This is a genomic window from Pseudomonas sp. CF161 (genome assembly GCF_000416215.1).
Taxonomy (GTDB): domain Bacteria; phylum Pseudomonadota; class Gammaproteobacteria; order Pseudomonadales; family Pseudomonadaceae; genus Aquipseudomonas.
On record NZ_ATLP01000107.1, the window covers coordinates 115,141 to 136,647 of the forward strand.

Annotated in this window: 15 protein-coding genes; 1 reads left to right on the forward strand and 14 read right to left on the reverse strand. The window is 57.1% G+C overall.

Going from position 1 to position 21,507, the window contains the following annotated elements; genetic code table 11:
- Positions 1-23: 23 nt before the first annotated feature.
- The 8 genes from fleR to CF161_RS24450 all read right to left on the reverse strand — a co-directional run bounded on the left by fleR (position 24) and on the right by CF161_RS24450 (position 8,053).
- Entirely contained in the window at positions 24-1,433 is a 1,410-nt protein-coding gene (gene fleR / locus CF161_RS24415) for a sigma-54-dependent response regulator transcription factor FleR (protein WP_020299296.1), read from the reverse strand.
- Positions 1,434-1,438: 5 nt separating this feature from the next.
- Positions 1,439-2,632: a PAS domain-containing sensor histidine kinase gene (locus tag CF161_RS24420; RefSeq protein WP_177326800.1), complete on the reverse strand. Its 1,194-nt coding sequence runs from the start codon at positions 2,630-2,632 to the stop codon at positions 1,439-1,441.
- A 128-nt stretch (positions 2,633-2,760) separates the two neighbouring features.
- Positions 2,761-4,236 (reverse strand): sigma-54 dependent transcriptional regulator, encoded by a 1,476-nt coding sequence (locus tag CF161_RS24425; RefSeq protein ID WP_020299298.1) that lies wholly within the window; start codon positions 4,234-4,236, stop codon positions 2,761-2,763.
- Positions 4,237-4,404: 168 nt separating this feature from the next.
- Positions 4,405-4,701, reverse strand: a complete 297-nt coding sequence (locus CF161_RS24430; protein WP_020299299.1) for a hypothetical protein — start codon at positions 4,699-4,701, stop codon at positions 4,405-4,407.
- 10 nt (positions 4,702-4,711) lie between these two features.
- Entirely contained in the window at positions 4,712-5,107 is a 396-nt protein-coding gene (fliS, locus tag CF161_RS24435; protein ID WP_020299300.1) for a flagellar export chaperone FliS, read from the reverse strand.
- A 129-nt stretch (positions 5,108-5,236) separates the two neighbouring features.
- On the reverse strand, positions 5,237-6,673 hold the full coding sequence (gene fliD / locus CF161_RS24440; RefSeq protein WP_020299301.1) for a flagellar filament capping protein FliD: 1,437 nt from the start codon (positions 6,671-6,673) through the stop codon (positions 5,237-5,239).
- Between the two features lie 83 nt (positions 6,674-6,756).
- Positions 6,757-7,122: a flagellar protein FlaG gene (locus CF161_RS24445; protein ID WP_020299302.1), complete on the reverse strand. Its 366-nt coding sequence runs from the start codon at positions 7,120-7,122 to the stop codon at positions 6,757-6,759.
- 73 nt (positions 7,123-7,195) lie between these two features.
- Positions 7,196-8,053: a flagellin domain-containing protein gene (locus tag CF161_RS24450; protein ID WP_020299303.1), complete on the reverse strand. Its 858-nt coding sequence runs from the start codon at positions 8,051-8,053 to the stop codon at positions 7,196-7,198.
- A 292-nt stretch (positions 8,054-8,345) separates the two neighbouring features.
- On the opposite strand from CF161_RS24450, the gene CF161_RS24455 reads away from it, so the two are divergent.
- Complete coding sequence (locus CF161_RS24455; RefSeq protein WP_084471751.1) at positions 8,346-9,026, forward strand: class I SAM-dependent methyltransferase; 681 nt, start codon at positions 8,346-8,348, stop codon at positions 9,024-9,026.
- Positions 9,027-9,080: 54 nt separating this feature from the next.
- Here CF161_RS24455 and CF161_RS24460 read toward each other — a convergent pair whose 3' ends face one another.
- From CF161_RS24460 to flgK, 6 genes are all read right to left on the reverse strand, one after another.
- Complete coding sequence (locus tag CF161_RS24460) at positions 9,081-10,013, reverse strand: ketoacyl-ACP synthase III (protein ID WP_020299305.1); 933 nt, start codon at positions 10,011-10,013, stop codon at positions 9,081-9,083.
- Between the two features lie 355 nt (positions 10,014-10,368).
- Positions 10,369-11,304, reverse strand: a complete 936-nt coding sequence (locus CF161_RS24465; RefSeq protein ID WP_256206499.1) for a methyltransferase domain-containing protein — start codon at positions 11,302-11,304, stop codon at positions 10,369-10,371.
- A 92-nt stretch (positions 11,305-11,396) separates the two neighbouring features.
- On the reverse strand, positions 11,397-14,138 hold the full coding sequence (locus CF161_RS24470) for a glycosyltransferase (RefSeq protein WP_020299307.1): 2,742 nt from the start codon (positions 14,136-14,138) through the stop codon (positions 11,397-11,399).
- Positions 14,139-14,188: 50 nt separating this feature from the next.
- A complete protein-coding gene (locus CF161_RS24475) occupies positions 14,189-17,770 on the reverse strand; it encodes a glycosyltransferase (RefSeq protein WP_043230288.1) in 3,582 nt (1,193 codons plus the stop codon).
- Positions 17,771-17,879: 109 nt separating this feature from the next.
- Positions 17,880-19,427: a flagellar hook-associated protein 3 gene (locus tag CF161_RS24480; RefSeq protein WP_020299310.1), complete on the reverse strand. Its 1,548-nt coding sequence runs from the start codon at positions 19,425-19,427 to the stop codon at positions 17,880-17,882.
- 13 nt (positions 19,428-19,440) lie between these two features.
- The gene (gene flgK / locus CF161_RS24485; RefSeq protein ID WP_020299311.1) at positions 19,441-21,501 is read right to left on the reverse strand and encodes a flagellar hook-associated protein FlgK; all 2,061 of its coding nucleotides are present in this window, start codon (positions 21,499-21,501) and stop codon (positions 19,441-19,443) included.
- Between the last annotated feature and the right edge of the window lie 6 nt (positions 21,502-21,507).

Below are 21,507 nucleotides of genomic sequence, written 5' to 3' on the forward strand. Positions count from 1 at the left end.
TCCCGGGCCTAGTGTGAAACGATTCATGTTGCAAACAGATAGGCCTCGACATCCATTCCCGCATCACGCATCTGCGCCAACTTGTAGCGCAGCGTGCGTGGGCTGATGCCCAGGCGCTCGGCCGCCTCTTTGCGACGCCCGCGCTCGGAGCGCAAGGTGTCGATGATCATCTGGAACTCGCGCCGCCGCAGGTCATCCCCCAGCGCACCCGCCGATTCACCCGCCCCTGCCTCGAGCTCTTTCACCTGCGCCCGCTCCGCAACCTGGGTCCGGGGCGCCAGCGACGGCAGCGGGGCGCAGGCCACGGGGCCGGCAAGGCAGAAGTCCTGGGGTTGAATCAGGCCGCCCTGCTGCAGGATCAGCGCGCGCTGAATGGCGTTGTCCAACTCACGCACGTTGCCCGGCCATGGGTAACCGATCAGGCAGGCCTGGGCCTCGGGCGACAACCGCGCCGCGGCGTGTTTCATTTTATTGACGTGCTTGGCCAGCAGCCGCTCGGCCAGCGGCAGGATGTCGGCGGTGCGCTCGCGCAGCGGGCTCCAGGCCAGGGGAAACACCGACAACCGGTAGTACAGATCCTCACGGAAACGCCCGGCCGCCACTTCAGCGGCCAGATCCCGGTTGGTGGTAGCCACCACGCGGATATCCAGGGTGATCGGCTTGCGCGCCCCGACCCGCTCCACTTCTCGCTCCTGCAGCACACGCAGTAATTTGGCTTGCAGGCCCAGGGGCATTTCGGAAATTTCATCGAGCAGAATAGTGCCGCCATCGGCCTGCTCGAACTTGCCGGCCTGGGCCGAGATGGCGCCGGTAAACGAGCCTTTCTCGTGACCGAACAACGTCGCTTCGAGCATGTTGTCGGGAATCGCCGCACAGTTAATGGCGATAAACGGCTGGCTGGCACGGCCGGAATGCTGGTGGATATACCGCGCCAGCACCTCCTTGCCCGTGCCCGACTCGCCGGAAATCAACACCGTGGAGTCACTTCTGGCGACCCGCGCGGCCAATTCCAGCAACTGCGCACTGGCCGGCTCGAACGCCACCGGCCCCTCGCCTTCCGCAGCCCCCAGACAGCCCAGGGCATGGCGTGCCACCAGGTCGAGCAGAGCCTTGGGTTCGAAGGGCTTGACCAGGTAATCCGCGGCGCCTTGACGCATGGCATCCACCGCGCGCTCGACAGCGCCGTGGGCAGTCATCAACAACACCGGCAATTGCGGTTGGCGCGAGCGCAACACATTGAGCAACTGATGGCCGTCCATACCCGGCATGTTGACGTCACTGACCACCAGGCTGAACGATTCGCTGGCCACCGCGTCCAGGGCGTCTTCGGCACTGCCGACCGCCTTGTAGTCATGACCCGCCAGCAGCAGCGTGTCCGCCAGGGCCTCGCGCAGGGCACGATCGTCTTCAACCAGTAACACCTTGATCGCCATTACTTTCACTCCGTTGCGTGAGCGCTGGAGAACAACGGCAAGGTCACCAGCGCACAGGTTCCACGCCCCGAACGCGAGCGCAGCTGCAATTCTCCCTGATGGGCACGGGCCACCGCCTTGACCACCGTCAGGCCAAGGCCGGTTCCATTGGCCTTGGTGGTGAAAAACGGCTCGCCAAGGCGCGCCAGCACCGCCTCTTCGATACCACTGCCGCTGTCGCTGACGCACAGACGCAAGGTGTTATCGCGGGTGTAGAGGTGCACCTTGAGCCGCGCCTGGCCGGCACTGGCCTGGATCGCATTTTCAATCAGATTGAGCACCGCGCCGACCAGGGTGTCGCGATTGCACAGCAACTCGCCGGCATGGCTGTCGCACTGCCAACGGACCGGCACATCCTGGACCTGGGTCGAGGCGGCGGCCTGCAGCGACTGCAACAAGGATTTGGGGGTGATGCGATCGGTCAGCGGCAGCTCGCCCCGGGCGAACACCAACATGTCGCGCACCTGATGCTCCAACTCGTGCAAACGTTCCTTCAGGCGCCCGGCGAAACGCTGCTGGGTGGCCAGCGGCAACTCCTGCTCAGTCAAATGACTGGCGTACAGCAAAGCCGCCGATAACGGCGTACGAATCTGGTGGGCCAGGGAGGCAACCATACGCCCCAGGGAGGACAGGCGCTCGTGGCGCGCCAGCTGATCTTGCAGGTGACGGGTTTCAGTCAGGTCGTTGAGCAGCACCAACTGCCCCGGCTCGGCATCCAGCGAGCGCGTGGCAATCGACAGGCGCCGCCCGTCCTTGAGGGAGATTTCATGACCGTCGTCTTCACGCGGTGCAAAGCAGCGGGCAATGACCTGGCGCCACAGCTGCCCTTCGAGGGGCAGGCCGAGCAATTCGCAGGCCGCCGGGTTGGCCTCACGGACCATGCCCTGGCCGTCGATGACGATGACGCCACCCGGCAGCAGATCAAGGAGGTTTTGCAGGCGATTGGCCAGGCGTTCTTTTTCCGCCAACTCCTGCATGCGCTGGGCACTGACCACCGCCAACTCACCCTTGAGTTCGGTGACTCGCGCTTCAAGCATGCTGTAGGAGTCGGTAAGTTGGCTCGACATCTGGTTGAACAAGGCAAACGCCTGCTCAAGGCCAAGCCGGCTTGCCTGCTCTACGGACGACGATTGCCCCGGAGCGTCAGGGACAGGAGACATCTGGGCGGCTTGGGGCATCGTGCTCTCTCGCTTGGCTGACCGTCAGTTAAACGGAACGTTGCAAGAGACTTAGCAATACCCGTGCCTAAAAAAAACCGCAGCTATTTCAACGAGTTGAAAAACAGGCGTCAATCATCCGCCTGTTCATCACCCTCACGCCGGCTCATGCCGTACTTGCGCATCTTCTCCACCAGGGTGGTGCGACGAATACGCAAGCGCTCCGCTGCACGCGCAACAATGCCATTGGCATCGTCCAGCGCCTGCTGAATCAAGCCCTGCTCAAGGCTGCCCAGGTAGTCCTTCAGGTCCAGGCCTTCAGGCGGCAACATCGCGGTGGACGCGAAGTCCGGCGCATGGCCATTGATCGCCACGCGCTCTTCCAGGTCACTGCGCAGGCTATCGACCAGTTGTTCGTCTTCGTCATCGACGTAGCGGAACTTCTTCGGCAACTCGACCACGCCAATGACCCCATAGGGGTGCATGATCGCCATGCGCTCCACCAGGTTGGCCAGTTCACGAACGTTGCCCGGCCAGCCATGGCGGCACAGCGACATGATGGCGGCGGAGTTGAAGCGGATCGACCCGCGCTTCTCATGCTCCATGCGCGAGATAAGCTCGTTCATCAGCAACGGGATGTCCTCGACGCGCTCGCGCAGCGGGGCCATCTCGATCGGGAATACGTTCAGGCGGTAGTACAGGTCTTCGCGGAAGCTGCCGACCTCGATCATGCTTTCAAGGTTCTTGTGGGTCGCCGCAATGATGCGCACATCGACGCTCTGGGTCTTGTTGCTGCCCACGCGCTCAAAGGTACGTTCCTGCAGGACCCGCAGCAGCTTGACCTGCATCGGCAGAGGCATATCGCCAATTTCGTCGAGGAACAGAGTGCCGCCGTTAGCCAACTCGAAACGGCCGGCCCGGCTGGTGATCGCCCCGGTAAAGGCGCCCTTCTCATGGCCGAACAATTCGCTTTCAAGCAGTTCCGCAGGAATCGCCCCACAGTTGACCGGCACAAATGGCGCGTCGCGGCGCTTGGAATGGTAGTGCAGGTTGCGCGCCACCACTTCCTTGCCCGTGCCGGACTCGCCAAGGATCAGCACACTGGCGTCGGTATCGGCCACCTGCTGCATCATCTGCCGCACATGCTGGATCGCGCGACTGGTGCCTACCAGGCTGCGGAACAGGTTCGGCTCACGATGACGACCGCGCTCGCGGGCCTGATCGTACATTTCACGATAGACCTGGGCACGGTGCAGGGAGTCGAGCAGCTTGCTGTAGCTGGGGGGCATTTCCAGGGTCGAAAGCACTCGCCGACGCTGGTCTTCAGGCAGGTCAATGGAAGAATTATCGCCCATTAACAAAACTGGAAGGAACTCATCCCAGGTTGAGAGTGTCTTTAACAAGCCCAAAAGCGCGCCAGGAGCACTTACCGTCCCGATCAGTACGCAAATGACTTCACGACTTGATGACAAAGAGCCGACCGCCTGCTGCCAGTCATGGCTGCCGCAGGGTAAATTTTCTTCGCCGAGAAAATTTAAAATTACCGCCAGGTCGCGGCGGCGGACGCTATCGTCATCGATCAGCAGAATTTTGGTTTCACGCCACATGCAATAGCAACTTCCCTAGTCAACTCAATGCCCAGAATGAGGGGCAAGCTAGACGCTTGTAGGCATTATCTGCCTTATAGACGTCTGAAATCTGAAAACAGCACTAGTTAAGTCAAAAAAGCGTGCACAGTCAAATTTATGGCGCGCCAGGTTCGGATTAACTCAACATTAACCGAACAGATGGTAAACCTTTGCCGCGCTCTGTGCTTGATGGATCTGCGACATCTCGTCGACAATCGCCTGACGCTCACCACTCGCCGCCTCCAGCAATTGCTTGTAGACCCCAAGCAACTCCTCAAGATTATTGCGCAACGCCGCCTCGTCCACTGAAGCTTCACTCAAGACGTCTTCCATGCAGGAACGGCACGCCAGGTCCAACTCACCAATGGCTTCCCAATTACGCTCGGCCAGGGCTCCGACCAGGGCATCACGGGTGTGTTCGATTCGCTGCAATACAAGACTCATGGCGATCTCCTTAAAACTGCGGACCAGGCTCGGCGATGGCATCCCAGCCATCTTTGACCGTGCGGAGCAAACCTGCGACCTCATCGAGAATCCGGGGATCGCTTTTCACGTTGGCTTCTGCCAGACGCTTCATCATGTAGGTGTAGAGGTTGTCCAGCTCGCCCAGACTCTCGAGCGAGTTCTCCAGATCCAGACCCTCGCGCAAGCCGCCGACAATACCGATAGCCTTGCCGATCAAAATGCCTTTGTTGGGAATGTCCTTGCGTTCCAGGGCGCCTTTGGCCTGAGCGATACGGTCCAGGCCGCCCTGCATCAGCATCTGTACCAGACGGTGCGGGCTGGCTTCGGAGGTCTGCGCCTGGGCACCAATTTTCTGATATTGGCGAAGGGCTAACATTGGATTCATGCTCTACCTCATGCAAATTCTGTGGTTCGTATAACCAGTGTATCGACAACGCGTCAAAAATCTTTAGACCTGAAACACAAAAGCCCGGAACACCGAAAGGCGCCGCCGGGCTTTTGGCACTAGCGGCTATCAGCCTTTCTTTTGCGCGTTCATCGCATCAAACATCGAGGTGATGTTGCTGGCAGTGGCCTTGAGCTTGCCGACCAGAGTATCCATGTCGTTGTACTTTTTGGTCAGCATAGCGGTCAGGGATTCAATGCGGCGATCCAGCGCCAATTGATCGTTTGCAAGCTTGGTCTTGGCCTTGTTCAAGTCATCACTACGCGTGGTTAGAATGCCACCCGTCTTAGTGTAGGGCGTGATGGCCTTGGTCATGCGGCTCATCAGACCGTTATCGCCCGAGAACAGGGTTTGCACTTCACCACCCAGCTTCTTGTCGTTCATCGCGGCATCGAACTTGACGGTATTGAAGTTCAAGGCACCGGTTTTCTGATCAGTCGTGATACCCAACTGCGAAAGCACAGTCAACTTGTCGCCACTACCAGTTTCGGTCAAGGGGCCGCGGATGGCTGCGAGGATTGAACGTGGCAGAGCGTCGCCTGTCAGCGCCGCTGGAATAGTCGGCTTGCCGTCGTCATCCAGAGAAGGCTTGGTCAGCGAAGTAATGGCGTTGGCCACGGCATTGTAGGCATCGACGAACTTCTGCACCGAAGCCTTCAGGCCATCATTGTTCGGACTGACCACAACCCGCGACTCACCCACCGTAAACAGCGTCATCGACAACCCGGACACCGTATTATCAAGCTTGTTGCTCGCACTGGTAATCGGCATGCCATCGATGCTGAACTTCGCATCCTTGGCGACCGCCCCGACAGCGCCCGACGATGTAGCCGATGCCACCGAGGCATCATCTTTCCCGCCAGTACCGGCCATCACCTTCGTGCCATCGACTTCCAGCCCAGGAATCCCACTCAGAGAAATATCAGAACCGGAACCCGTGTTAGACGAACTGACCACCAGGCGCGAACCGAAACTGTCGGTCACGATGTTGGCACTCAGGCCACTGAACTGATACTTGTCGTTGATCGACTTGGCGACCGACTCTAGAGTGGCGTTTTCAGGCACTTCCAGGTTATAGGCGTTGTCGGGGGAGGCACCTACGGAGATCACCAAGGTGCCGGCGGTTATCGCGCTCTTTGGACCATCCTTGAACGCAGCCGACGCAATCTTCGAGCCGGTCGCAATTTGATCGACCTTGATGTTGTAAACACCATTGATCGCCGAGTTTTTGGCCGTGGCAGAAAGGACTTTAGAATCGGAAGGGGTCGCAACAAACCCATTGAACTGAGGCTCAGTGGTGTTACCCAGCGTCGCCAAGGTCGTCTGAAATGTCGCCATCAGCGACTTGAGAGTACCGATACCGGAGATGGACGCAGTATTGGTGGTGGTGCCACGGTCAATCTGCCCTTGCTTGGCCGCCTTGTCAGCGTTGACCAGAGCCTTGACGATTGCACCGGTGTCCAGACCAGAGCCTAAACCCGTGCCTGGTAGAATTGGACTTGCCATGAGGAACTCCCTTTTAGTGTCTCGCCGGTCTTTTGACCACTACAACGCCCAAAAGAACATAGCAACAAAATTTGTGCCAGCTGTCAGACTCGAGCGCTGAACAGCAGACTGCTTGCGTCATTCAAGCTATTGGCCAATTTCAGAACTTCTTCGTTGGGGATCTGACGGATCACCTCACCGGAGTCACTGGCTATGACTTTGACGACGACTTTGCCTGAGGGTTCATCAATCGAGAACTCCAGGTTTCGCTTGACCGACTGCACAAACTTTTCAATTTCCTGAACGGCCATTTTAAGTTTGTCTCGCTCGCTGGTCGTATCTTTTGCTTCATCCTTGACCGTTGCCACAACCGCAGCAGCGGCTTGAGGCTTCTCCGCCACGGGCTCAGCAACAGGCGTTGCGTGCTTCGCAGCAGGATAAGACAAGTTCAGCTTGACGCTCATATCCATGTCCATCACCTCTTGAACTAAAAAAGCGAGAGAGTGCGACTAGCGCACTCCCCCGCCTAAAACGCATCAGCTATTACTGAAGCAGTTTCAGTACAGCGGATGGCAGTTGGTTGGCCTGAGCCAGAACTGCGGTGGAAGCTTGTTGCAGAGTTTGTTGCTTGGTCAACTGCGCAGTTTCAGCAGCGAAGTCGGTATCTTGTACGCGACCACGAGCAGCTTCAGCGTTCTCGTTGATGTTTTGCAGGTTGCTGATGGTGCTGGACAGACGGTTTTGGGAAGCACCCAGGTCAGCACGCACACTGTTGATGGTGTCCAGTGCAGTATCAATTGCACTCATTGCGGCGCTGAAGGTTGCCTGGGCATCAGAGCTCACGGCACCAGAGATGGTCTGGGTTGCCAAGTCGCTCAGTGCACCGGAAGTTGCGGAGCTCAGGCCTTTCGACATGTCGATGGAGATCTGGTTCTGAGTACCGGTGTTGGAGCCCACCTGGAAAACCATGGTGCCAGCGCTACCGTCGAGCAGGTTCTTGCCGTTCAGCTGGGTGCTGTCAGCAATACGGCCGATCTCGCTGATCATCGCCTTGAATTCTTTATCCAGAGCATCACGATCCAGCTTGCTGTTCGAGTCGTTCACCGATTGCAGAGCCAGTTCACGCATACGTTGCAGAATGTTGGTCTGCTCTTGCATCGCGCCTTCAGCGGTCTGGGCGATCGAGATACCGTCGTTGGCGTTTTTGATCGCCATGGTCTGACCACGGATCTGCGAGGTCATGCGGGTAGCGATCTGCAGGCCGGCAGCGTCGTCTTTAGCGCTGTTGATTTTCAGGCCCGAGGAAAGACGGGTCATCGAGGTGCTCAGCGCATCGGAAGAACGGTTCAGGTTTTTCTGAACGCTCAAAGACGTGACGTTAGTGTTTACGGTTAATGCCATGACGAATTCCTCGTTGGATGGGGACTACGGCTTCCGGCCCTGGCATCCGCCGGGTGTGGCCTAGAGAACCTTCGTAATGGTTATCGTCGGGAACTCAGGTTGCTTTAGGGCTTATTTGAGATTTTTTTACTGGCACCTAGCCACTTCAATAAAACCAAGGGCTTGAGAGTCTTTGGAACAGACCTTGCTTATGAGCCTACGCTAGTCCAAGGCCGGCATTTTCCCGACGTCGCGCCAAATCCCCCCCTAACAATATCCGGTGGTTATACCGGACTCTAGCGAAGCCCCCCTAATGAACCTTTGGCAAGATTTCCTCACTAACGATGATCGTTTGATTCACAAATGGACTCATTACTTTCCGATCTACGAAAAGCATCTGATGGAGTGGCGCAACAAATCCATCACAATCCTGGAGATAGGTGTTTCGAAGGGAGGATCATTGCAAATGTGGAAGCGCTTCTTCGGACCGCTCGCCACGATTGTCGGCATTGATATCGACCCGAACTGCAAGGCATTCGAGGAAGACGGCATTCACGTGCGGATTGGCGACCAATCGGATCCTGCATTCCTGGAGGCGCTGATCACCGAGTTTGGCAGCTTCGACATCGTACTGGATGACGGCAGCCATCAAATGGCGCACATAAACAAGACGTTCGAGTTCCTCTATCCAAAAGTGTCGAAGAACGGCATTTACATCGTCGAAGACCTGCATACCGCCTACTGGCAGGAATACGGTGGCGGGAAGGATAACCCAGAGACATTCATCAACATCAGCAAGCATTTCATCGACGACCTGAATGCCGACCACTCTCGCGGGACCGTTGAACCGAACTTCATCACACGATTTACGTTCAGCATCAGTTACTACGACAGCGTCATCGTCTTCCAGAGAGGCAACATCCCCTTTAAGAAGGCACCACAGACCAGCATCAAAAATCTTGCTACACGCTTGCTCAGTGTGGATATGAACTGACATCTGCCTGGACAGGCCCTCCTTAAAAGGCGGGTCTATCCAGGCGACGGTACATCAGTTCTCCACCCGCTCGATAATCGCAGAACCCCAAGACAACCCAACACCAAAACCACTCAACGCAACACGCTTGTGCGGCGAGCCAAGTACATGCTTTTCCAGCAACAGCGGAATACTGGAAGACACGGTGTTGCCAGTCTCTGTCATGTCCTTGATAAATTTGGCCGGTTCTTCTTCAAAGCGTCGAGCCACGGCATCGACAATCGCCGCACTGCCCTGGTGAATGCAATACAAGTCAATATCTGCTTCGACCAGTGCGCTCGCCTCGATCAACTCGTGCAGATGCGCAGGGACCTTGAGCAATGCAAAGTTGAAGACCTGGCGACCGTTCATGAAGAACAGACCATCGTTGACCTTGAGGAACTCCGCACCACTGCCATCCGTACCAAAGCGCGACTTGCCCAAGCTCCAGCGGGCATCCTCACCCATCCAGGTGACCGTTGCCGCGTCACCAAAGAGCATGGTGGTGTTGCGATCTTCGGGATCGACAATTTTTGAATAGGGATCGGCCGTGATCAACAGGCCATTCTTCAAGCCGGCCGCTTCCATAAAGCCTTTCATGGCGTAAAGGCCATAAACATAGCCAGAGCAACCCAAGGAAATGTCGAACGCAGCAACCCCGGTTGAGAGGCCTAGCTTGTGCTGCACGATAGCGGATGTATGCGGCAGACCTTCAGCATCTCCATTCTGGGTAACGACGATCAACGCATCGATTGACGCCGGATCCAGCGACGGATTCGCGGCGAAAAGAGCATTCACCGCCTCCACACAGAGGTCCGAAGTTTCCTGACTTGCATCCTTGCGCGGCAGGAAGGTCGAACCGATCTTGCCGAAAATAAAATCCTGGTCCTTGCCGAATTTCGCACCCTGGGCGTAATTATCGACGCCCTCAACAGGAACGTAACTCGCGATGCTTTTGATGCCAATCATTGTGGCTTCCCGATAGATATGGCGGAATTTCAGGGAGGCAGGGAACCTTGGCAACAGGAATTCGCATACCGCACCAACCTCACCGCCAGATGACTGATTAGCTTAGAGATGCGCGTTTCGACTGCCAAGTCACTCTTACAACGCCTAGGAAATGCCATCAATGGCGGAGCTCAATCTACAGGTAGCCCCAAGACCGCAATCACCGACCACACACACTGGCCACAAAATTGATTCGAGGCAAGCCCACCCGCACGGGGTCCAGAGGACACTATGACGGTGGGCTCGTCTTCAAATCACCCCCATACCGCGCCGTGGCTGGCGCTCAGGGCACATCCGCAAAGGGCTGCGGTTACATTCAGAGAACCGGATTGGTGTAATAACGACCTGTCCAGCTGAAGAAGTCACTGCGGAAATCCTCGTTCTCGGGCTCGAGTATCAAGGCTTGGCGCAAGAACTCGACACTTTCATACTCGTCGTCCAACTCACGACTCAGGCACGCAGCGAGGTGCAGCTTTACCGGGTCAAAAAAGTCATAGGACAAGGAGACCTTGAGCATGACTAGCGCCTCTCCCAGCTTCCCAGCGTTGTACTGATCAGTGAACTCTTTCGCAAAAGCATCGTTGTCAGCCCAACGAGAACCGGACAGGCCATCAAACTTGCGCAGTACAATCGTGTGGCCGTTACCCACCTTACTGTCGGTTTCCTCAACGCACTCGATGTACCAACTGCCCAATTCATTAGTATTCAGGTAATTGACAATCTTGAGCATGCTCTGCAGGGAAAACACATGGTAGTGCTCACGCCAGTCCGCTTCCGGCATTCCGTGAATATCCAGTTTTTCCTCGAATGCCTGCTCCAGTAGCGACAGCGGGGTCAATGCACGCAGGGCATCACTTGCGGCAGCAATACGCTTGGGGAAAATGCAGAAGAACACGCCAAAGTTCTTGAGTACGCGCGACGACTCGACGAAAGCCGCCAAGGTGTTTGGCGAGTGCTCGATGACATGGGAGCTGACCAGGTAGTCAAAGGACTCATCGGGGCATTTAATGGATTGGAAATCCCCGACCAAGTGCACTGGCAATACAGTGCCGGTGCGTTGAAGTTGCGCATCGCGGTACTTGACGTAATCCGCCAGATCACGTTCATGTACATAGTCCGTGCCGTTGCTTGGCGCCACATTGAGGCAATCAGGCAAATAGAATGCGTTGTGCGCTGCCGCACCGAGTTCGATACCGCTCCCCAGGCAATACTTGTGCGCAAGAGCCATACCTTTTACTTTTTCAGTGTTCAATGTTCATCCCCCAAATCTAATAATGCGGCCAACCCGACACGCCTGAGAACCTGTCGCTCGTTGAGAGACGACCTTTTATTCATCGATATGTTCTAGTTGCTACAGTTTTCGTCGAGTCCGTTGTGACAAGTTGCCAGTGCCACACGCCGACGGTAAAACGCCTCAGGCCATTGATCGAACAATGGCTGAATCTGTTCTTCGGTCAACGTCGGCACTGTTTCATTGCATAGCTGTGCATAAGGCGAGCCAAGCACTAATAAGCCAGCAGCCGCGACTCGCAGGCAAAGTTCAATATCTGCGCCGTTGGCCGCTGACAACATGCCGCACTGCTCAAAGACCTCGCGCCGCACCATCAGGCAATCGGCAGAAACCGCCTGATAGCTGCGCACCTCGCGCACGCCTAATTCACGTGCAGTCGCCTGTTTCAACCCAAGCCAAACGGAATCCACCTCGCGACTGCTCAGCAACTCGTAACCTGCATGGCTGATGACACCATTGCCTGCGACCAACCTGGCACCAACAACACCGACCTCAGGGCGCTCTGCCTGATTCAGCAACGCTTCGAGCCATGCGGGAGTCACCACCTGGCAGCGACTGGAGAGAAACACCAGATAGTCGCCCCGCGCCTGAGCTGAGGCGATATTGAGCGACTGGCCTTCAGTACAGCCGTCTTCAGCACACACGAGGCGGACTTTGCTACCCATCCCCAGCAGGGCTTGCTCGCAGCTTGCAACGGTATCAGGCGTACACACCACCAACACTTCATACCGAGGGTAACGTGTCCGCTGGACCACACTGTTGAGGCTGGCCTGAAGTCGCGCAGGATCCGCACCTGCGCTGAGCAGAATACTCACCAACGGTGTGGTTGAATGGCGAAAATCAATGTGTAGGCGACGCTCTCCCTGATCACTGACCTGCGCTCGGTACCCCAACTGAGTGAGATGGCGATTGAGGCTGGACATCGCGTGGTCCGTCACCGCCTCCTCGCTTTGCTGTCCAATCACCAGATACTCGTCTAGATGCGAGAGGCATGCCGGTCCCTGGGTCTCGATCAGTCGCAAAAGCACGTCAAACTCCAGTGCCTGTCGATAAACCTCGCTGTACCCTCCGACCTCAAGCGCCGCCTGACGCTTAACCAGCCAGTGCCTGGACATGACATCGGGACGGCTGCGTAGCAGATCAATATCGGCACCTGGTCGCACGACGCTGATCAAGCGGCCATCAGGATCACGCTGCACCTCGTTGGCGGCAATCGCCAGACACGCCGGTGAGTTGCCTAACGCATCCTGCAAACGCAACACACCTGCTGCGCAAAGCAAATCTCCGGCATCAAGCAGAATGAGCCACTCGCTGGGCAATTGACGCAAGAGTTGATTCAGGTGCGACACCTGGTTCTCAGCCGTCACCTTGATGAAGTGAAGGGTGTCACGTGCAGTGGTAATAGCTGGTAAATCGCCACTTTTGAGCACAACGATGCGAAAACGCTGCAGACCGCTTGCCAGGATGCTGTCGAAGGTGCTTTGCAGAGCATCATTATTGTCGTCAGGATCGAAGACCACCAACGCGATTTCGGGCACTTGAAGGCTGGCGAAATGCTGCGCTATACGCTGTTTCTCAGCGGAGTCCGGAGTTGCCACGCTGATCGCCTGAAGAATCCTTCCCGACGGGGTCGACGCCAGGCGCGACTCAATGTCGATCGACACAACTTGCTCCAGGCGACTCAACCAATCTCTCAGCTCGACAGTGCCCGCTTCGATGCCCGAATCATCCAAGGCATTCAACAGCAGGCGACAAACATGCGGACTGAATCGGTACAAACTCAGCGCTTGCCGGTAACGATGCAGCAGGCTCTCGGCGGTGTCACTGGCCTGGGCCTGTAGTAAATCGTGCACCTGCACCCAAACACCTTCCAGTGCGTGGGTGTGAAGATTCCCCACCGGCCAGGCGTGCAGCAGAAACTCAACAACCGTCAATTGCTTGAACAAACGCGCATTGTAGTAAGGCAACTCGACAAACTGCCGCGCCTCGAAGCTGCGCTCTGGCTCAGAGCCAATACGGGTCCATGGCGAGGTGAACAGCTGGACGGCGTCGCAAGCCGGATAAGTGTTGTGGACGAATTTGCGCAGAATGACAAAGCCGTCATCGTCAGCACACACCCCATGTTGCTCACCCTCCCAATGCCGAAGGGTGCGAACCAGATCGGCCAATGTCTGTTCCCGGGCGACCTGATCAACCGTATCAGGGGCGCACTGGACCAATACACCGGTGCAATCCAGCACTTTCACCGGGCCGTTCGCCAATAGCGCATAGGACAACGCAACCAGCCACTCATCGAATGCCAGTGCGCAGGGCAAAGCGCTCAACGCGATATCAAGCGCCTCCGGTCGAACCACTGCGCGCCACGCTTGCAAGCCACTGGCTGCATGTCGATCAATACGTGCACGAGCATCTGCAACCACTTCATCCGCGATCGCTTCGCCGATTTTGAAGTAAGCCACCACACCGTTACCCGGGCGATAACCCAGCGCATAACCCTGCGCCATTTGTTCGCCGGGGTTTTGCTGAAGCCAGTCTACGGATGCATGGAGCATCTGCGGCAACAACACATCAGTCGCTTGAGCCAGCACCACATACGGTGTATCGACGCCTTGTAAAGCCTGGCGTAACGCGGCCTGACCGCCATCGCCGAGACGTGACTCAACAGCCAACCAGCGGATGCCCTGCATATCGTAGTAACGGGTTGCCCGTGCCCGGCACTCTTCATCTTCATGCCCGAGCAACACCACTGTCACATTCTGCAGTGGCCACTTTTGTTCGCCAGCCTGTTCACCCATAGCACACCCGATACTCACGTTGTTCTTTGCCCTGCATCAGCACAAGGACTTCAATCAGCTAACCAGGCATTGGCCCAGAGCTGCAGATTGTTCTCGGTCAGCACATAGTCGCTAAGCACGACTTCGCGCAACGCATCGCCCTGGCGATAACTGGCGCCCGGGTCGGCAAGGTGCATCCGGATCGCGTCCAGCCACTCGCGAGTCGAGTTATCGCTCACTCGCGTGCAGGGCAGATAACCGCGATACGCTTTCGTATCCGTGCAGATCACCGGGAAGCCGCACGCGCCATACTCGAGCAAACGCAGATTGCTCTTGCAATCATTGAACAGATTGATCTCCAGCGGCGCCAGCGCAAGGTCAAGATTAAGACTGGCCAGTTTTCGCGGATACATCTGCAAAGGAACCGACGGATGAAACTCTTTGACATAAGGCCTGAGCAACTCCGGGCACATGCCAAAGAACACCCAGTCCACTTCATCGGCCAGCGTCTTGACCACATCAAGTATCAATTCGAGGTCTCCGCGGTGACTGGTGCCCCCCGCCCAACCAACCCGTGGTCGTGCAGAGGTTTGACGCTGCCCTTGCAACCCAGCCCACAAAGACGCCGCCAACATGTTGGGGACTACACGAATATCCGAGTGCATGCTGGATAGGGCGTCGGCCAAAGGCTCGGTGGATACCACTACCCGGTCGCACAGGGCGATGCCCTGGCTGACCCGTTCGCGCATATTGGTCGGCATGTTTCGCGCGTGGGCGTTCTTTTCAGGAACCTCGATGATGTAATCATCCAGCTCATAGATTCGACGCGCATTGGAGAAACGCTTGACGCCTTGGAATTCGGGGACCGAATCGGCGCTATAACGACACTGAAAAATCACTGTATCCGGCTGCAGGCGCTGCAGCTCGATCGTATCCGGCACCCCGTAAGTGATTCGCCCCTGAATCCAGCCAGCGCGTTCCAACTCATTGAAGGGTTGAGTGACACGGTAGTGCCCCACAGCACCGACGTTGATAGGCAACCCTAGAACGCTAGGCAGCGTACGACTGATGAAAGGGTCCCAACCACCACGCTTGCCTGACTCAAAACCAAAGCCACTCAGTTTGAGACTGAAGTTGCGGTTGTAGGCAGGATCCTGAGCCACCTTGGGCAGCCATCGTTGATAGAAGCGGTCTTTATCATGAGCAAGGATGTGGTTCGCTGGGGCAAGATCTCCGGCCGTCGCCATACGGACAACCCTCGAAAAAGGCGTCCATACCACCAGGTAGCCCTGCTCAGCCACCCGCAGGCATAAATCAGCGTCAAATAGGCCCGCATCCAGATGCGCTGCATCCAACCCATTAACCGCAACGAAGATATCCCGGCGAACCAACAAGCATTCGAGACTGACGGCACTCCAGTTCTGTACCAACTGCATGCGGTTCATATAGCCAGTTGTGTCGAGCGGGTTATCCAGATAAGGCGTGCCAGCCGGGCCACGCAAACCAAGGACCAAACCAGCGCTGTGAATCTTGCCGTCTTCTTTGCATATCATCGGCCCGACTACGCCGACCTCTGAACGCTGGCCCTGGCTGACCAGTTCGCTCAACCAGTGCTTTTCGAAAACAACACACCGGGCGTCGAGCAACAACAAATAATCACCGTGAGCGTGTAGACCGACTTCATTCAGCCGCTGCGCCGTGCCCTGCGCGTCGACCGAAACAATGCGCAATCGACTGTCACCCAACTGCCTCATCGCCATCAGCCAAGACTGGACGGCAGGTGACTCGTCCCCTGCCGTGATCACGAGTACTTCATAGTTTTCGTAAGCCGTGTGCTCGACGATTGACTCGACGCAACGTACCAATGACTGCAAATCATTGCCTGCACACATCAAAATCGACACCAGAGGCGTCGCGTCATGCCGGTAGTGCACATGAGAGATCAACGCGCCTTCAGTGCTCTGTACCTGTGCGTCCACCCCCAAACGCTGCAAATGGGCGGCAACTACTTTGGATGACTGTTGATGCCCGATCGGATCGTTCAGGAATACGCCATAACCAGAAAGGCACTGGACCAGCACCTCGGCGATGTGCTCCACCACATGCGGGCCCTTGGCTTCCACCATCCGCCACAGCAAGTCATGGGGCGCCAGCACCTCAAACTCTTCGGTAAAACCGCCCAGGTCACGCAACGCAACGCACTGGAATGCCAGCAGGCGTCCCACATACGGAAAGCTGCGCATCAGATCGAAGTTGAAATCCGGCTTGAACACCGGCGCGCTCGCTTCAAGGTTGTCGAGCCCACCTTCATCGGTATAAAGGCATAGGCGATTGGGCAGCAACGCCATCCGCTCAGCCATGATGACCAATGCAGCAGGATGCAGTCGATCACCTGCTTTCATCAGGAAAATCCAGTCAATACCCAGCTCATCCGCCAAGCGTTGATTGAGCTGCCCAAAACCATTGCCCTGCAACGCAATGTGCTGCACCTGCACACCTGCTACCGGTGGCACGTGAAAATCAACGGGTGCCAGCAACCAGACCTGAGTGGCGGCATAGGATTGTGCAGCCAGGCTTTCCAAGGTCGTGCGCAAGGCCAGTTCATCGCCCTCAGAAGCCAGGATCACCGGGGCGATTCGGGGCTGGCTCGGCCATTGCCCAATACGCTTTGGCAACACGCGCAACTGTCCGGCGGACAACGAGCGGCAGGTCAGCCATTCATCGTACAGCTCGGCGAAGCTCAGGCTGTTGGTGCCCACCTGTTGCAGGTAGTCGGCCGTCTGGGCAGTGAACAGGCGGCCCATTTCAAACTCGTCCCAGACTTTATCTTCACCATCTCGATAGCCATCCAGTGGCAAGTAACGCACCCAACCCTTGGCCGGAGCTGGCTCTCCCACTCTCGCAGCCAGCATCTGGAGGAGCCATTGGGTCTCGTTTTTGAACGCCAACGTCATGGCCGCACGGAAACTGAGACGTCCGGGATGGATGCGTTCCAGGCTCAGCACATTGCTCAGGCAGGCCAGGAACCCACGCCGCATCAGGCAGATATAAAGCGCCGAGTCCAGACGTGCGACAAACCCCTGCCCCTCCTGCACCAGCGTCGCCAGACATGCTTCGACCTGCTCCCTGCGAAACAAGGCATGACTGATGCCGCCAAGCATATTGACCGCCGAACCTTCCATGACCTCCAACACGTCCCCGCCATTGAGCACGGCACTGCCTGGGGACATCACACAATTTATGGGCCTGGAAGGAAGCAGGTTGTCGCCGGCATCGAACAACAACCTCTGGTTGATCACGACACTGACGCGCTCACAGGTGGAGAGCACCTTGGCCTGCTCGGTGATACAGGTCGAAAACAAGGTGTCGTCATCACACAGGAACTTGATGAACATGCCTCGAGAATGCTCAAGGCAAGCCTGCAAGTTACGAGCAAAGCCCAGATTTCTAGGGTTTCGCACGTAGCGCAAGGCTATCGGAGATTGCCGTTGCACCTCATCGACAATCGCGCTGATCTCATCTCCCAGGCTGTCATCGCAAATGACGATCTCCAGATTCGCATAATCCTGCGCAATCGCACTGAGTAGCGTTGATTGAAAGAACTCAGGATTAAAGGCAGGGATGGCAATGCTGACAAGAGGGGTAGGTTTCACACGCGTAACTCTCGACCGGTTGGCGTCGACTCATGTGAGAGCAGAACGTCCTGAACCACAAAAGGGAAAGGATAGAGATCGCGCGCACAGCCGCGATCTCTTGGCTAAATCAGACCTTATTGAAAAGACCCAACTGCGCGATTTTGCTGAACGCCAACTGAGAGGCTTGCAACATGGTTTGCTGCAAGGTTAACCGCGTCATGACTTCGGCAGGGTCCGAGTCACGGATGCCCGATTGCGTCTGAGCGTTCGCCAGCACCAACGCCTCGTTGGTATCGCTCTGGGTATTCAACGCCGAACCACGGCCGCCGACCGAACTGACACCGGAAGACAATTGATCGAGGCCGCTGGCGAGGTTGCCCATGCCTGAGGTCATCGCTGCCTGTTGCTTCTGGATGGCGACAACATCACCGTTAGTCGGTGTGTTCAGCGCTGTTTTCAGCTGGCTCACGGTGTCCAGAATGTTCTGGGTCTCGTGGGTATTGACCGCCACATTGAACTGGTCGCCGGCAGCCAGAGGGTCAGCCGCCGTATTGTTCAGCGTGAACTCCACACCGGACGCGGTCGCAGTATTGCCCACCATCGTGCCGCTGGAGACCGGCTTGCTGTCGGAGGTGATCGGCGCAGCGTACAAATCAAACGCGGTGTCGCTGGTGAATTTCAGCACCGCAGAACCATTTGGAAAGCTGGCATGGTAAGCACTTGGATTTGTAATCTTGGTACTGGTCGCCTGTACCACGCTCGGATTGCCTGGGCCACGAGAAACGTTGAATGTATCCGGCTTGGCCGCCAGGGAGAACGTACGACCGGTCAGCGCCGCGTTGGGGTCGTTGAAGTTCAAGGTCAGATCGACACCACGAAAGTTGACGTTCTGATTCTTGTCAGAGGTGATGACGCCGCCCTGAGTGGCTTCATTGGTCCGGTCGGTACCGAATCGGTCAGTGATCCGCAACTGGGTGCCGCTGACAAAATCCACCACGTACGGTTCGCCGGCGCGGAACTTGTCGTTATAGGTCACATTCGAGGTCACGTGCCCGTCGGACAACGTCACAAGACCATCATTCATTGAGCCGGTGACCTGAGTGCGGCTGGTGTTGATCGCTTGCTGGAACACCTCCCAGCCAGTGCTGTTGGTGGCCATCGACATGCTGTCGCCAACAGGCAGGTTCAACGTCACCTGGTCGCCGTTATAGCTGTAAGTACCATCGGAGTTGCGGGTGAACGGAACGGTATCGCCCTTGGAGCCGGAAAAAATGTATTTGCCATTTTCATCCTGGCTGTTCATCAGGCTCAACAGCTGCTCTTCGATCTGTCCCAGCTCCGAGGCGTTGGACTGACGGTCGGCGTCGGTATAACCGGCGTTATTGGCGCCGATGGCCAGCTCTTTTGCACGTTGCAGCACGTTGCTGATGCTGGTCATCACTGACTCGGTCTGGGCCAGTGTCGCCTTGATGGTGCTGGTGTTGGTCTTATATTGATCGAGCATCGAAGCCTGCTGACCCAATTGCAGCAGGCGCGAAGCGCCGACAGGATCATCGGCGGCGGTATTGACGCGAACCAGGCTGCTCGCCTCTTCGCTGCTCTTGACCACGTTCGAGAAATTCTTCTGATAGTTTGCAGCCGAGGACTCGTAAAACTGGGCGGTAGAAATGCGCATGGGCTACGACTCCTTAAAGACTGTTGATCAGTGTGCTGAAGATTTCCTGCGCAGCTTTGATGATCTGCGAAGACGCGGTGTAGTACTGCTGATACTTGACCAGGTTGCCGGTTTCCTCATCGAGGTCGACCCCGGAAAGCGAGTCGCGCGCGCCCTTGGCGTTCGCCAGGATGGCATCGGTCGCGGCACTGTCGAGCTTACCCTGTGCGGCCTTGGAACCTACGCCCTCGACCAGTTTGCCGTAAGCGTCGTTCAGAGAAATACCCTTGCTGGCCGAACCCGTGTCCACGGTCTGCGCAGTCTGCAAACCGGCCAGTGCGGTGCCATTGCGGTTATCCAGGGTGCCCGGCTGACTGAGCGAGACGTTGATCCCGGCGCCGTCGCTTGGGGCGCCGGCGATGGTCATGCTGAAGTCAGCGGTGTATTGAGTCGCTGGGGCGGGCGGCATTGGCGCACCCGTGGCGTCCTTGAGCGGAATGCTCAGGTTGAGCGTGTTGCTCTCACCCGGCTTGATCGTTCCGCTGCTGATCAGTCCACCCTTGGCATCGAGGAACTGATAGGTCTGGCTGGTGCCGTCGGCGGACACCGCTCCAAACACAACCTTGGCCGGCGTGGAGTTTTTCAGCCCGGTCTGCATCGCGGTGCTGGTGGCCGTGTCGTAGATATCGAACTTGGTGGTCAGGGTCGGTTGACCGCTGGCCGGAATTGTCAGTGTGCCGCTGGAGCCCGCTGCGATTGCGGCGCCCAACGGCGCCGCGATAGCCAGACGCTTGGAGTCGGTCATCTCGGTCTTGATGTTCGCCGCCGCATTGCGGGTCGGAGTGATCCTGAAGCTATCGCCGGGGGAGGCTGAAGCTGCAGTGAACTTCATCTCAACGCCGTCGATGACCGCTGCCGTTGCCGGTGGTGCAGTGCTGAAGGAGCCCATGGACGTGTTGTCCGGCAGACGCTGAACGATGTAATCGGTAGCGGTGGTGAACGTGACCTTGTAATCGTTGATGGTCAGCTTGCCGGTGTCCTTGATGCTCACATCAAAGTTGCCTGCACCCACGTTACTGGTGCTGGCGATGCTGCGCTGAGAACTTTGAGTCGCCGAGTTGATGCTGTTGAACAGGTTGGAACCGAAGGCACCGTTCTTGTCGATGCCCTGGGCCTGAAGGCTGTTCATCTGATCAGCGACAACCAGCGCGACACGACCCAGTTCGTTCATGGCCGGATCCAGCACGGTGCTGCGATAACGCAGCAGACCGCCAATCTCGCCACCGGTCATGAGCGATGTGATATCGATGGTGCTCGCACCACGATCGAGTTGCAGCGACAAGCGCCCCGGATCATCTTTGCCCGGGACCACTTCGATTTTGCTGGTGGTGCTACCCATGACCAGCGGTTGGCCGCTGCCCAGGTAAATATCAAGGTTGCCTTCACGCTCCACCACTTGCGCACTGGTGAAGGTCGACAGCTGGCGCACCGTTTCATTGCGGGCGTCGAGCAGCTCGTTGGGCATGCCGCCAGCGCTGGAAATCTCGGTAATTTTCTTGTTCAACTGCGCCACGGTAGTAGCCAGTTTGTTGACCTGATCCGCCATGTTCGTCAGATTGCCGTTGATGTTGGCGTTCTGTTGTGTCAGTTGCGTGGAGATCGAGTTGAAACGATTGCTCAAGGCCTGGGTATCGCTGAGCAGCAATTGGCGCGAGGCGTCGTCACCTGGCTTGGCATTGACGTTCTGCACCGAGGCGAAAAACTTGGTGAGTGCGCCATTCAGGCCGGTGCCGGTATCGGAGAGCAGCTTGTCCAGCGGCGTGACCTGATTCAAATAGGCCGCCGAATCGCTGTTCAACGAGGTGGAGGTCTGCAGCTGCGCATCAAGGTAACTGTTGTATACCCGACGCACATCGGCCAGCGTCGTGCCGGTGCCGATAAACACATTGCCGAACTGCTGCGAGGCCTTGGTGCCCTGCACGGTTTGCTGGCGCGAATAGCCGGCGGTATCGGCGTTGGCGATGTTGTTACCCGTAGTCATCAACGACGATTGGCTGGCTGACAGCCCCGACATCCCGATATTGAGCAAACTCATGGTTCA